General features: G+C 35.8%; 12 protein-coding genes. 11 read left to right on the forward strand and 1 reads right to left on the reverse strand.

The features are described 5' to 3' along the window. Positions 1-221: 221 nt before the first annotated feature. From Q0X14_RS11680 to Q0X14_RS11725, 10 genes are all read left to right on the forward strand, one after another. Positions 222-1,727 carry a PQQ-binding-like beta-propeller repeat protein gene (locus Q0X14_RS11680; RefSeq protein WP_297838700.1) on the forward strand — a complete coding sequence of 502 codons (1,506 nt, stop codon included), beginning with the start codon at positions 222-224 and terminating at the stop codon, positions 1,725-1,727. A gap of 10 nt (positions 1,728-1,737) precedes the next feature. Further along, positions 1,738-3,531, forward strand: coding sequence for a T9SS type A sorting domain-containing protein (locus Q0X14_RS11685; RefSeq protein WP_297838703.1), 1,794 nt, complete (start codon positions 1,738-1,740; stop codon positions 3,529-3,531). Beyond that, positions 3,528-7,112: a T9SS type A sorting domain-containing protein gene (locus Q0X14_RS11690; protein WP_297838705.1), complete on the forward strand. Its 3,585-nt coding sequence runs from the start codon at positions 3,528-3,530 to the stop codon at positions 7,110-7,112. The genes Q0X14_RS11685 and Q0X14_RS11690 overlap by 4 nt, the downstream gene beginning before the upstream one ends. Before the next feature lie 517 nt (positions 7,113-7,629). Beyond that, entirely contained in the window at positions 7,630-8,010 is a 381-nt protein-coding gene (locus Q0X14_RS11695; RefSeq protein WP_297838708.1) for a response regulator, read from the forward strand. A gap of 6 nt (positions 8,011-8,016) precedes the next feature. Further along, positions 8,017-8,490, forward strand: a complete 474-nt coding sequence (locus Q0X14_RS11700) for an NAD(P)H-dependent oxidoreductase subunit E (protein WP_290659921.1) — start codon at positions 8,017-8,019, stop codon at positions 8,488-8,490. Positions 8,491-8,497: 7 nt separating this feature from the next. Continuing rightward, positions 8,498-9,727: an NADH-ubiquinone oxidoreductase-F iron-sulfur binding region domain-containing protein gene (locus Q0X14_RS11705; protein WP_297838715.1), complete on the forward strand. Its 1,230-nt coding sequence runs from the start codon at positions 8,498-8,500 to the stop codon at positions 9,725-9,727. Next, complete coding sequence (locus Q0X14_RS11710; protein WP_297838717.1) at positions 9,717-11,630, forward strand: NADH-dependent [FeFe] hydrogenase, group A6; 1,914 nt, start codon at positions 9,717-9,719, stop codon at positions 11,628-11,630. The genes Q0X14_RS11705 and Q0X14_RS11710 overlap by 11 nt, the downstream gene beginning before the upstream one ends. 156 nt (positions 11,631-11,786) lie before the next feature. Then, positions 11,787-12,056 carry a type II toxin-antitoxin system Phd/YefM family antitoxin gene (locus Q0X14_RS11715; RefSeq protein ID WP_297838719.1) on the forward strand — a complete coding sequence of 90 codons (270 nt, stop codon included), beginning with the start codon at positions 11,787-11,789 and terminating at the stop codon, positions 12,054-12,056. Positions 12,057-12,069: 13 nt separating this feature from the next. Beyond that, positions 12,070-12,378, forward strand: a complete 309-nt coding sequence (locus tag Q0X14_RS11720; protein ID WP_297838721.1) for a type II toxin-antitoxin system RelE/ParE family toxin — start codon at positions 12,070-12,072, stop codon at positions 12,376-12,378. Positions 12,379-12,433: 55 nt separating this feature from the next. Continuing rightward, positions 12,434-13,810 (forward strand): HAMP domain-containing sensor histidine kinase, encoded by a 1,377-nt coding sequence (locus Q0X14_RS11725; protein ID WP_297838724.1) that lies wholly within the window; start codon positions 12,434-12,436, stop codon positions 13,808-13,810. On the opposite strand, the gene Q0X14_RS11730 is transcribed toward Q0X14_RS11725, so the two are convergent. Next, positions 13,785-14,105: a hypothetical protein gene (locus Q0X14_RS11730; RefSeq protein ID WP_297838727.1), complete on the reverse strand. Its 321-nt coding sequence runs from the start codon at positions 14,103-14,105 to the stop codon at positions 13,785-13,787. The two genes, Q0X14_RS11725 and Q0X14_RS11730, sit on opposite strands and share 26 nt — an antisense overlap. A 232-nt stretch (positions 14,106-14,337) precedes the next feature. On the opposite strand from Q0X14_RS11730, the gene Q0X14_RS11735 reads away from it, so the two are divergent. Continuing rightward, positions 14,338-14,727 carry a hypothetical protein gene (locus Q0X14_RS11735; protein WP_297838729.1) on the forward strand — a complete coding sequence of 130 codons (390 nt, stop codon included), beginning with the start codon at positions 14,338-14,340 and terminating at the stop codon, positions 14,725-14,727. Positions 14,728-14,730: the final 3 nt, after the last annotated feature.

Below are 14,730 nucleotides of genomic sequence, written 5' to 3' on the forward strand. Positions count from 1 at the left end.
CGCTGAAATCTGAATTGTAATTATTACTAATTCAGTTAAAAACTTTCCTATTATTCACGAAAAATTTTCAGTTATTGTAAATAAAATTTTTGAATTTTTAGAATCTGTATTGGCTAAAAAATTGTCAATTAATGAAAGTAAAATTCTGCTCTTATCAAAGCACCGGAAAGATGTACTAAAAAATTTTTATATCTGAGAGGTCAATTATCAAGAGGATGACTATGAAAATATTCATCAATATAATCTTAATTTTAATGCTTTATGTTGATAGTGAAGCACAAAACTGGAAACAATTTCAGCAAAACTCAGAACATCACGGAAGAGTAACCTCACAAATACAACCACCTTATCGTGTCAGATGGTTTTGGGTTGGAGAAAATCTTACACTTAGAAATATGAGCAGCCATCCCGGCTGGCCACACGACTTAAACTCTCGTCCTGGTTATTCATTCCCACTTCCATCGAATATCAACTTTACGATTTCTGGTAATGTTCAGGTTGTTGCAAATGATTCATTGCTGTTTTTCGGAACAATGGAAGGGGATGCTTACTTCGTCAGGATTTTTGATGGAGAGACTATCAGAAAAGTTAATCTTGGCTATCCGATTGTTTCATCGGCTGCAGTGGAGGGAAATGTTGCAGTATTTGCAAATCTTTATGGACAAATATTTGGATTGAATATCCCGGAAGGGAATATCCTCTGGAGTTACACTTTTCCGAAAGCGATAACAATCGCTCCGGTAATAAATTCAGGAAAAGTATTTTGTGCTGATCATTCAGGTAGAGTTGTTGCTCTTGATTTGCAAAGTGGTTTGCCTTTGTGGACAATCGAGTTGGGTTATCCGGTTCAATCAACTCCGGCAGCTAATCAAAATTATCTTGTAGTTTGTTCTGAAGATATGAATGTGCATTTAATTGATCACAATTCCGGTTTGAAACTGAATTCACAAAGAGTTTACGGACAATCATTCAGGGATACGCATCCGGTAATTTTCAACGACAGGGTTTATGTAACCGCAGTACCGGCTGCAATGTTTGGCAGCGAGTGGATGATGGAAGAAGTAATGGCAGGTTCAAATTCTTTTCAGGATGAAGAAACAAAAATTCTTAACTGGTTAGAAGGAAATAGTCCGTATCCTTTTGCTTCCCCAGATTGGAGAACAAAATATGTTTTTAATCTTCCACAGCTTGAACAACCATTTCAGGTTGCTTCAGGACCTAATGACGGATGTGGCTCACCACCACCTTCAATGGTTGTTGATAATCAGGGCAGAGTTCTGAGCTGGTTTAAAACCAGATTTCCAACTTTAACAAATCCGACAGTTGGTTTTGGTTCAGCTTATGGAATGGATTTGATGTCAATTGATCCGAATGATGGTAAACGTGTAAGAATAAATCTTGGAACTTATGCAGGAATGTGGATGCTTGAATCAGATAATCTATATGCACTTTCAATTTCAGGAAATCAAATCTGGATGCGGCAGAATTTTCGTGGTACACAAATGATTAATCTTTCAAACGCAAATCATGTTTATGTTCAGGTCGAAGCTCAAATCCGCGACGGAGGCAATTTTACTGGTTCAGATATTTCTTATGTTGCTGATGAGAGTAGTTTACCTCAAAATCCACAGACTCATTGGCAGGGCAGAATCGCTCCTTCATTTGCCGGCGGATATATCTTTATTGTAGAACCTTACGGCATAGTTTGCATAGAAAGAAAACCATAAGGAGTTTGATATGAAAAGCAGGATAGTTTTAATAATAGTTTTTATCTCGATTTCAATATTTGCCCAGAACAGAGCAAAGTATATCTGGGAAACACCTGTTACCTATAATGTGAATGCACCTTCTGAAATGATAAACGAACTTCGCAAGGAAGTTGATACGCTTCTGAGATACAATGCTCTGGCACCACTTCGGGTTTATTTTGGAGATATAATCTGGGAAACATATTTCAGTTATCTCGAACCAGCAAGAGTAATAACAACACTTGCCAAAGCATATAAACACCTAACTCCTGCTCAGAGGCAGCAAGTAGGAAATTATATCCGGCAGGAACTATCAAATCCAATCTCAACTCCGTGGGGACGTAATGATCCTATTCTTAGCAGAACAGAAGGAAAGCGAAGAGAATATCATCAGCTTGACCAAATTTGGGGATATGATAATATGTCTTCGCTGGACAACAGACCGGTTTTACATGTTCTTTATGGCATATGGCTTTATGCGTATAACTCAAAAGATTTTGCAATTATTCAGGAAAATTGGAGTAACATAAAGCAGTATTATAATCAGCACAGTAATCGGGAATTAAATTTACTGAGTGGATTAAGTGCTGCAGTTGCAGTAGCAAGAATGGCTCAGATAATGAATGATAACCAAATGCTTCAGACAGTTACAAATCATATAAATAGTTATCTGACATTTACAGGACTTATTCAATCATCAATGAATTTTGCTTATAATGGGTTCAGTGGTTGGGATGCGCCTTATCCTTATGATACGGACAGAGCAAGAGATTTAATTTTTATGGGCTGGATTTATCTGAACATCTCGCCAGAAATATGCAGATTTCTTGACGACTTTTATCAGCAACAAGTTCTTCAGCATCATCAAAACGAAATAAATAAATTTCCATTATGGTGGGTTAGATCTGTTCCTTACTGGTCAAGATGGACAGGAGATGAATCTGTCGGTTTACCATCAGAAGTTTGTGGAATGGCTTCACCAATTGAAAGATGGATAGTTAAAAGAAATGCAAATCAGTTTTCACTTTACACCAGAAGTGCTCCATATTGTATTGGTGATTCTCACTGGCTCGAAATGCTTGTTGATGCAATTGAGCTTTATGGACAAACTGATTGGGTTGATGTTAGAAGTTTTAACGATTCAATTCCACCTTCTGCAATTACTGACTTGAGAGTTGAATATATTGATTCAACAGGATATCTGATCTGGACCACTCCTTCGGATAATGGATTGCTGGGAAGACCATTTAATTATTATTTCAAATATTCCAATTCACCAATAAACAATAGTCAGTGGAATCAGTATCCTGAAATTCCATTTAATAAATCTGTTAAAGCTGCCGGCGAAGTTGATACTTTAAGAATCCCTGCTCTGGGCAATGATTCTGTTTATTATATAGCGGTAAAATCATCTGACGATTTTGGTAATATATCAGAGATTTCTAATCAGGTTCAGTTCAACACAACACTTGTAGGCATTGATGATAAATATATCCCGAAAGAATTTTTTGTATATCCTGTTTACCCTAATCCATTTAATCCGCAAACTATCATTCGAATTACAGTGCCTGAAATTTCGAAAGTTAGTTTGAAAGTATATTCTGTTGTTGGCGAACTTGTTGACACTATATCTGAAGAGAAAATAATTACTGCAGGTGAGTACTCATTCAAATGGTCACCAAAGAATATTTCTTCTGGGGTTTATTTGATTGCAATTTATTCTGAAAATCTGAACTCAGGAAAAACTATAACCAAAACAATTAAGTCAGTTTTGTTAAAATGAAAAGCATAACCAAGATATTTTTAGTTGTAATATCAATTGTCATCTCAGTATTACCACAAACACCACCGCAAAATCTTCTGGTTAATGGCGGATTTGAAAATGGTTTTAATGGTTGGAGTTCATCGGCAATACTTGATGGTTCAATAAAATATTCAGGTAACTATTCAGCAAGATTTACCAATGCACAGGGAATGATTGACCAAATAATAAATGTTCAGCAGAACACCGAGTACAAAGTTACATTCTGGATTTATCTGCAAAATAATTTTACCGGAAGTGATTGGGGTGGAGCGTTATGTGAAGTTCTTGACAATAATTGGAATTCACTCGGTAGCTCAATTTTCATTTCCCCGGAAAACAGACCAAGAAATCAGTGGATACAATTTGCAATTCACTTTAATTCGGGACCTTCATCTTTGGTTAGATTGCAGATAGGATTTTTTGGTGGTAATGGATGGAATGCTTCTTTCAACATTGATGAAGTAAAGCTGTTTGTAAAGAATCAAACTAATCTCAATCCGGTACTAACAAACTTTTCAGTTAGTCCAAATTCCGGAAGTGCACCTCTGACTGTTAATATGAGCATTGCAGGTTATGATATTGATGGCGTAGTTGAAGGATTTTATTTCCAGACAAGCGATGGATCTTTTTACGAAGGTGAACAAGCAACACATATTTTCTATTCGCCGGGAAATCATTCTATAACAGGATTTCTGAGAGATGATGATGGAGGAATTGTATCTGCAACAGAATATGTTACTGTATCAGGTTCGCAAAACTTTGTCATTCAGCTTACCTCCCCATTTCAGGGAGATTATTTTGAAACTGACCAACCTTCCTTGAATATTCAGGGGACACTCTCTTCTCCACCGAATGAATTTCTCTGGTTCAATGAAAAAAATCATCAAAGCGGGAATCCATTACTCAACGGAAATAATTTTTCTTTTAATCTTCCTCTAAGATTTGGTAAGAATGAAATCATTCTACAAGCAAAGCTTCCGAATAATATTTTTTATAAAAAAGAATTTACCGTTTACAGAAAACCAGCAAATTATGACGGACCAATTCTCGGCAATGTAATCTTCTCATCAAATCAGGTTGGAACTTTTGAGAAGCTGGAAATAGAATTTGATTTGAATTCCGTGGCAGATAATTATTGGTTCCCTTACGAAGAAAATCTACCTTCGAATCTGAATACAGGAAAAGGTGTAACAGTTGATTGTATTTTTACAAAAGGCAATAAAGTAATCACATTTCCTGCATTCTATGATATGCCTTATCAAAGATTTAACAATTATCTTCTTCCTACCGGAAGATATGTCTGGAAAGTAAGAGCTTCTTTCGATGAACCGGGACAATATTCTGTTACTCTGGTTGCAACTGACAGTTTGGGGACAAAAACTTATTCGCTTGGAAATATCAATGTAGTTCAATCTGAAAACAAAGGATATCTTAAAGTAAGTGAACAGAATAATAAATATTTTGAATATTCAACGGGCTCTTCATTTCTTGGATTGGGTTTTAATGATGGAACCGATACTCCTCAGAAAATGGATTTCAAAGTAAATACATACTCACAAAACGGAATTAATCTTTTGCGAATCTGGTTAAGCTCTATTTCTCAATTTTCTGATCCCTGGTGTGCCTGGACTTCTCATCATCAGATGACAAACAATGGTTATATGAATCCACCGTTGTACCGATTCAACAGAAGATACAAGAATGGTGATTTTAGTATTCGTATTGCATCACCGGCGATTAATGATCTGAATACTCCAGCAGTTTTCAGAGGTTTTTATGATGGTGGAACGAACATTAAACCAAATACCAATTACAGAATTACAATTAGATATAAACTTGAAAATGTTGTTGGGAATAATGGAGGATTCTCGCTTAAAATTTCCGGCTGGGCAGGAACTGATATTGTTAATTTAAATGTTGGCAACAGAGTATATGGACCTGTTAAAGGATCAACAGACTGGATAATCGGAGTTGCAAACTATACTTCTTCAGGTAATGAAACTGAATTGCCATTTCTCTATGCAGTGCTTGAAGGCGATGTAACTGGTGAAGCTTATATTGATATGATTCTTTTGCAGGAAGTTTTTCCTGATGGCAGTCTTTCAGAAAATATTATGAGTAAATGGAGTGCTAATCCTCATTACTACCTCGACCCTATTAAACCAAGATACTTTGATTACTTTGTTGACAAAGCGACAAATAAAAATGTCCATTTCAAAGTTGTGATATTCGAAAAAGACGACTATATACTCAATCATATAGATCCAGGTGGATATCCGAGCAACTACAACGGAAGTTTTGATGCGCCTGCTGGAAGCAAACTCAGAAGACTTTACGAATATTATTGGCGAAACATTATCGCTCGTTGGGGTTATTCTGATGCAATCCATTCTTTTGAGCTTGTTAACGAAGGTGCACCAGGAAGTTATTTTGAGCTTGTCAATGATTTTTCTGATTACTTCAATACTCATTCACCTTATCAGAAATTAACCACAACTTCATTTTGGGCAATGTGGGTTCCGGAATACTGGAGTTCATCAAACAGTGATTACGGAGATGTTCACGCTTATGCAATGACAACAGGATTTTTAAATAATGGCACATTTGCGGGACAAACTTATAACCGTGAGCAGATGAAAAATGATCCTGCTGCACTTGCTTACATTTATTCAAAACATATTGGAAATGATCCACTCAGAAATAAACCAGTAATTATAGGCGAAACAGATTTTGATATGCCGGGAGACCAGGCACCCGATCCTGATCTTGCACTTGATACTCAAGGAATTTGGTTAAGGGGTTATTTGTGGGGACATCTGAATGATGGCGGAGTTAGTGGATTATTCTGGAATCCTGACAATTTAAGAAACAACAACTTATACCACGTCTATAAACCTGTTTCAACATTCTTCAAAAAAATTCCGTTTAACAGATATCACTTTAAAGATGCTGATGTTCAGATTTCTAATGCTGATGTTCGTGGATGGGGAATTGCAGAAGAAAGTGGAAATCAGGTTTACTATTATTCATCTCATAAAAATTTTTATTGGAGATATGTTCTCAACAACGGAATGCCTGCGCAACAGATAAGTAATTACATTATCAGAAAATTAATTCCCGGCAATTACCGTGTTATTATTTACAATACAAATACAGGCGATGAACTTCAGAGCTTTAACCAGGTTGTTGGAAGTGATAGCACATTAACACTTAATTCGTTAACAGTAAATCCTGATATCGCTTTTTCAATAGTAAATAGAGACTTGGTTTCTGTTGAAGAGGGAAATGATATTCCAACTAACTTTGAAGTTTTTCAAAATTATCCAAATCCTTTTAACAATCAGACAAAACTTCAATTCAATCTTCCTTATAGCGGAGATGTTACTATCGAAGTATTCGATATACTTGGTAATAGAGTTAAATACGATGAGTTAAAAAATCTTTCAGCAGGAAAAAATTATTATAAATTTACATCTGATAATTTAAGCTCCGGAGTTTATCTGGTTTCAGTAAGCTATACTAATTCAAGAGTAGTAAAAAAAATTATGTTACTGAAGTAAGGAAGTTATTTATCCAAAGAAATTAATTGATTGAAGTGATAATTGATTTTATTTCCCGAAATTTAGTATAAAGAATTTTTTGCCGAACATACTCTATACATCTAGCAAACAAAAATTCTCTTATATTCGAATATTAAACTTCACTTACCAAAGTCAGACAATCATTCAACTTTACCTACCGAAGGTAGGCATTCATTTTATCTACCGAAGTTAGGCATTCACTTACTAAATTCATGTTCTTATCCGGAACTGTTAATCCTGTCCGATTAAACTTCATCATTTCGCATTTAGCAATATCTGATATTTGTTATGACTTCTTTGAGTTTGAGAAATAAAACTTCTTACTAATAAGAAAAAATAATTGGCTCTGCATTTCTATCTGTCACTATTTGCGTTAAAATAATTTTTTACTGAGGAGTAAAGTGGCATTTAACATGCCTTTGCAGTTGTGCTTAAAAGCGAGTTGATAAAAGTAAATAATTTCTATCTATCCACTTTACACATAGGGGAATTACTTATGGCTAAAATAGCTATCATAGATGATGATCCTGATATCCTTGATGCAAGCAGTCTTGTTCTGCAATCAAAAGGATATGAAGTAATCACAGCCACAAATCCTGATGATGGTTACAAAATAATCAAAGAGCAAAATCCCGATCTCATCATTCTTGATGTAATGATGAACGAACCTGATGATGGTTTTTTCCTTGCTCAAAAATTAAGGAGAGAAAAATTAGAAACTCCGATTATAATGTACACATCCGTTTCAAAAACTTTGGGATTGGAATTTGCTGCCGGTGAAATGATTCCTGTTGATGATTTTGTTGAGAAACCTATCTCTCCTGAGACTTTAATTGACAAAGTTGAAAAACTATTAGCAATTCAATCAAAGGAGTAGAGTGAAATGTTAGTTGTAGAAAAAAACGCTCTCTCCGAAGAGATAGAGAGCTATGTAGAAAAATATGGGAATGATCGTTCGGCACTTCTGATGATTCTTCATGAAATTCAGAAGAAACACAGACACATTTCTGAATTTGCTCAGCAGGAAGTTGCACGATTACTTAATATTCATCCTGTAGAAGTTTACAGCGTTATATCTTTCTTTGCTTTCCTTAACACAAATCCAAAAGGCAGAAATCTTGTAAGAATTTGTCAGACAATTTCCTGTGATATGAAAGGAAAGAAACAGGTTGTTGAAGCAATCGAAAGAGAACTTGGAATTAAAATCGGCGAAACAACCAAAGACAATAAATTCACTGTTGAATATGCTAACTGTCTTGGACTGTGTGATATGGGACCTGCGATGGCAATTAACGATCAGGTTTTTGTTAATCTGACTCCGGAAAAAGCAGTTGAACTTTTGGCAAAGGTAAAGTGAGGTGAATATGCAGAATCATTTAGAAGTAAAACTTGGTGAGAAAAAAGACCGCAAAGGTCCGGTAATTTTCTCAGAGTATAAAAGAGGCGACGCAATAAGAAAAGCTTTATCAATGTCCCGCGAAGATATTTTGTTTGAATTGAAAGATTCAAAATTAAAAGGAAGAGGCGGAGCGGGATTTCCCACATCAACAAAATGGATGTTAACTGCAGCAGCAAAAGCTGAAAAGAAATTTATCATTTGTAATGCAGATGAAGGCGAACCCGGAACATTCAAAGACAGAGTTTTATTGATGGAATATCCTGAGCTTGTTTTTGATGGAATGGTTGTAGGCGGTTATACAATCGGAGCTCAGCTTGGTATCGTTTATCTACGTGGTGAGTATGAATATCTATTGAAACCGCTTGAAGATTATCTCGAAGGAATGAGAAAAGATAATCTTCTCGGAAAAAATATTCTTCGTAAAGAAGGATTTGATTTTGATATTGAAATTGTTCTAGGTTCAGGTGCTTATGTATGCGGTGAAGAAACAGCATTGATTGAATCACTTGAAGGTCATCGCGGCGAACCAAGAAATCGTCCACCTTATCCTATTAATACCGGATTTCTCGGAAGACCAACTTCTGTTAATAATGTTGAAACACTTGCGGCAGTTTCACACATTGTAGTTAAAGGCGGAAAGTGGTTCGCAAAATACGGAACTGATAAATCATCAGGTTCAAAATTATTTTCTGTCTCGGGCGATTGTGAACGACCTGGTGTTTATGAACTTCCGTGGGGAACAAAAGTATCTGAGTTACTTGAATTGGTTGGAGCTAAAAATGCAAAAGCTGTTCAGATTGGCGGAGCTTCCGGTCATTGCATACCCAAATCCCAATTCGACAGAACACTTGCTTATGAAGATATTCCAACAGGTGGCTCTGTGATGATTTTTAACGAAAGCAGAGATATGCTGAAAGTTCTCAAAAACTTTATGGAATTTTTTGTTGATGAATCATGCGGTCAATGCACGCCTTGCAGAATCGGAAATGTTAAGCTGCTTGAAGGAGTTGAAATGATTGAAAAGGGTAACTACACTTTTGCTCACATTAACAAACTGAAAGATCTCGGAAGAACGATGCAGCTTGCTTCAAAATGTGGATTGGGTCAGTCAAGCCCGAATCCATTCATTTCAATTTTAGAAAACTTTAAAGATGAAATTTTCAATCGCGGTAACGGAGGTAGAAATGGAAGATAAAAAATCATTACGCGCACCTGTTAGTCAGAAACCGCATGTAATTCCAAAGCCGGAACATCCTGAGTATTTAGGTGGAAGCATTACTGTTGAAATTAATGAAAAGAAAATAACTGTTCCTTTCGGTACAACAATACTTGAGGCTTGTAAACAGGCACAGATTCATATTCCAACGCTCTGTCATCACGAAGATTTATGTGTCGCAGGTGTTTGTCGTGTTTGTGTTGTTGAAGTTGAAGGAATGAGAACGCTTCAGGCTTCGTGTGCATTTCCGATAACTGCACCGATAAAAATTAAAACAACAACAAACGCAGTTCGCAAAGCAAGAAAGCATATCATTGATTTATTAATCAGTGAACATTATGGCGAATGTTATTCATGCTTCAGAAATAATAATTGTGAGCTACAATCACTTGCAAAAGAGTACGGTGTTGATCATTATAACTTTGGTCATGTTACTCAACCAAGATTTGAAGTTGATAATTCATCATACTCTGTTGTCAGAGATATGGATAAATGTGTGCTCTGTAAAAGATGCGTAAGAACATGTATTGATCTTCAGGAAGTTGGTGTACTGGAAGCAATAGATCGAGGACACAGAACTCACATAGGAACATTTTTGGAAAAACCTCTTGCTGAAGTAATCTGTATAAATTGTGGTCAGTGTATCAATCGTTGTCCCACAGGTGCATTGCGGGCAAACGATCCGAGAGATGAAATTTGGGCTGCAATTGATGACCCGACAAAACATGTAGTTATCCAAACAGCTCCGTCTCCTCGTGCAGCAATCGGTGAAGAGTTTGGACAAGGTCCCGGTAAATCATTTACAGGTGAGTTAAATACTGCTTTGCGAAGAATCGGATTTGACAAAGTATTTGATACAAACTTCACCGCTGATTTAACAATTATTGAAGAAGGCACAGAACTTATTCTTCGTCTGTACAAAGCTCTTGTGAAAAAAGAAAAAGTTGCTCTTCCTCAGTTTACATCCTGTTCACCAGGTTGGGTAAAATATCTTGAACATTTTTATCCGGAATACATTGATAATCTGAGCTCTGCGAAGTCTCCACAGCAAATGTTCGGTGCATTGATAAAGACTTTCTATGCAGAGAAAACCGGAATTGATCCTGCTAATATTGTGTCAGTTGCACTAATGCCTTGCTCTGCAAAGAAATTTGAATGCAACAGACCTGAGATGAATTCAAGTGGATACAAAGATGTTGATTATGGTTTAACAACAAGAGAACTTGCACAGATGATAAAAGAAGCAGGAATCTTTTTGCCGGAAATGCCTCAATCACATTTTGATGATCCTTTTGGTGAAGCTTCAGGTGCAGGATTAATTTTTGGTGCAACGGGCGGAGTGATGGAAGCTGCCCTAAGGTCTGTGATAGAATTTGTAACAGGGAAAAGAGTTGAAGATGTTTATGCAAATGCAGACATTACTCCTGTGCGCGGATTTGAAGGAATTCGTTATGCCGAAATTCCAATTACTGAAGTTGGTCCGGTCCCAAAACTTTTGCAGCACTTAGTCCCTGACTGGAATTGGCTTAAAGGTGCAACACTTAAAATTGCAGTGTGTCACGGAACAGCAAATGCAAAGAAAGTAATGGAAGATATTAAAGCTGGTGGTAAGTTCAGCGAATGTCATTTCATAGAATTTATGGCTTGTCCCGGTGGTTGCTTGGGAGGTGGTGGACAACCAATTCCGACTAATGAAGAAATAAGAAAGAAGAGAGCCGAAGCAATTTATAATGAAGATAAATCATTGCCTGTAAGAAAGTCTCACGAAAACAGACATATAACAGAGTTATATGATTTATTCTTAACTGATGGACCTTGCGGACATAAATCTCATAAACTGCTTCATACTCATTATGTAAAAAGAGGTAAGTATATAGCGTAGATAAACTTGTATAGCGCGGAACTTGTCAAGTTTTTCGATCAATAAGGATAGGTTGGAAATCATTGTTGATCTTAACAGCTTTAATTTTTTATAAATTGATTAAGTTGGAATAATGTGCTATATTAAGTCCGTAAAAAGACAAAATACGGAGCTGTTATGAAAAACATAAATATATCTAATGATATAATTCCTGTTGGCGAGTTCAAATCGAAATTAGCTTTTTTTCTTAAAGAAATTCAGAACAAAGGAAATACTTTAGTAATTACGCAAAACGGTAGACCGGCAGGAGTTTTATTATCTCCTGCCGAGTTTGATGAGCTCAGGAAGACTAAAGAATTTATCGAATCTGTTGCCCGTGGATTATCTGATGCTGAGAAAGGTGATGTTATATCCAGTACTGAGCTAAAAGCTTTAATCAGAAAATAGCTCTTTTAATTAAATGAAAGTTTATTGGACAAAAGAAGCAGTAGAGCGATTAAATGAAATCAAATTATTTATTATGAAAGATAATCCTATCGCTGCGGAAAAATTAATTGATAAGCTTATTACTCTTGCTGAAAGTTTGTCCAAAAATCCTGAAAGAGGACGAATAGTTCCTGAGTTTTCAATTAAAGTTATCAGAGAATTATTATATAAAAATTACAGAATTGTTTATTTGTTAAAAAAGAGAAGAATAGAAATACTTACAGTATTCGAAGGTCATCGTTTAATTCATAAGGAAGAAATAAATAATATAAAAATTTCTTAAAAAAGATTGATACACTATTAAGTTTATGTTCTTTTTTAATTTACTGTAGGGGAGAATGATTAAACTTATTCCTGATTGGGCTGTTCACGATGAAGAGTTCTGGCTGTCGATAAGACGGCGGAATCTCTGGTTCATAAAACTGCGTTATGCTACGGTGGTGATTCTTGCTTTGTTTATGGTCTCTTATAAATTTTTTCTTTCAATTGAACTAAGCGATGATCAGATTTCTTCTCTTCAATATTGTACTGCATTCATTCTTTTATATAATATCACACTTCATTATATAAGAAAATTTCTCAAACACGAATCAGAATCATTCAATCCGCTTCATCTTTCCATCGTACAGATGATACTTGATTTGTCAATGCTTCTGATACTCATTTATTACTCGGGTGGAGTTGAGTCCCCGCTAATTTTCTTCCTGATATTTCATATGATAGTTGGAAGTCTGATTCTTCCCGGCATAATTGTTTATTCATTTGCATTTGCTGTTCTTTTCGTTTTTTGGGGAATTACAGTTGGTGAGTATTATGGATTATTTGACCATCAACATATCAAGGGGTTTATTCCTTTTCACTTACATCAGGATTTTAATTATGTGTTATCTGTGAACATAGTTTTTGCTATGGTTATTCTGATAACAGTTGTGCTTACAAATAATATTGCGCGACAGCTTTATCAGAAGGAACAACAGCTTTATTCTTACATTGATAAACTAAATCAGGCAGAAAAAGAAAAGACAAAATACATTCTTGGTGTTGTGCACGAAATTAAAACTCCGCTTAATGCAATGCATTCTTATCTTGATTTGGTTTTACAAAAATTTCTCGGACCTTTAGATGAAGCTGTTGAAGAAAAACTGAAACGCGCAAAGAAAAGATCAGACGAAGCTTTGGAAATGATTAACACTGTTCTGAAAGTTTCTCAGATGAAACTTATGGATCAGGTTAATGAAGAAGAGTTTGAAATGATAGATTTATTAAAATCTGCAATCCGGAGACATTCACAATTTGCAGAGTCAAAATCAGTTGAGATAAAGCTTATTGATGAAAGAAAAGAATACTGTAAAATAAAGGGAGATCAGTTTCTGATTCTTATTGCATTTTCAAATCTTCTTGGCAATGCAATTAAGTACAATTATGAAAACGGAAAAGTTGAAGTAAAACTTTATAATAAAGATAAAACCTGCTTCGTTGAATTCTGTGACAATGGTCCGGGCATTCCAAAGGATGAGCAGGAAAAAATTTTTCAGGATTTCTTCCGTGCAAGCAATATTAGAAAAATGGTTACCGAAGGAGCCGGACTTGGTTTGTCATTTGTTAAAGAGATAATTGAAAAACATCACGGCACAATTAAACTGCAAAGCCCATCACGGCTCCAGGAAACGGGAAAACCCGGCGCTTGTTTTATTGTTTCGTTGCCTTGCGTGTAACTTTTTTTGTTCCCTTTAATTTCTTTTCTACTTTTTCGCCATCAAAAATACTTATATCAATAAGCTTTGAAGCAACGCCTTTAACCAGAGATACTTTGCGCGCAAGCTCTTCCATCTTTTTTCTGTCGCCATAAAGTTCAAGTATCAGCAACCCTTCGTCGCTGCAATTTTCCATTACACCGTCGTGAATCCCTAATCTTGTTTTAATCATACAGCCCCATCCGGTCAAAACTTTCTGAACCTGAACTGCTGCCTGCTTTCTGTTTCCAATGAGAATTAAAAGAATTGTTTTCATAAATATTCCCCTTAAAGTCTGTTTGAATTTACATTTCAAACATAAATAATGTTAGGGTTCTTTTGTTTGCTATTTGTAAACTTAATTTTTAATTAAAATTTGCTTCATTCGTCAATTTGGTCGCAACTCATCTTTTTCGTCGAACATTTTTAATTTTGAATGGATTTATCCGTGATATAGTGAATTTTTCTCTGGCACTCTCTTTGGGAAATTCAAATCAGGAGGAACAATTATGAAAACATTATTGATAATATTCTTTATCATATCGGGTTTAGCTTTTGCGCAGACATCACCCGATTCAGTCAGAAACAAAGAAATGAATCGTGAGCAAAATCAGATTCAACTTCAGCAGAAAGAGACTAACAGAATTCAGGAAAGAGTTGGTTCAAAAGAAAATCCGGAAGATGGAAAAAATATTAACAGACCAAAGATGGATGTGTTCATTGATAAAGATGGTGATGGAATCTGCGATAACCGTCAAAGTGGACTTAGCTTTAATAAGATGCGAAACAGAAAAGGAAGTGGTAGTCAGAAAGGTCCTGGTGGTCCACACGGCTCTGGTTCTGGTAGTGGTTCCGGAAGTGGTTCACAACAACAAAATGGTTATCATGGTGGAAAGTAAAAT

The sequence above is a fragment of the Ignavibacterium sp. genome (assembly GCF_025998815.1).
GTDB lineage: Bacteria > Bacteroidota > Ignavibacteria > Ignavibacteriales > Ignavibacteriaceae > Ignavibacterium.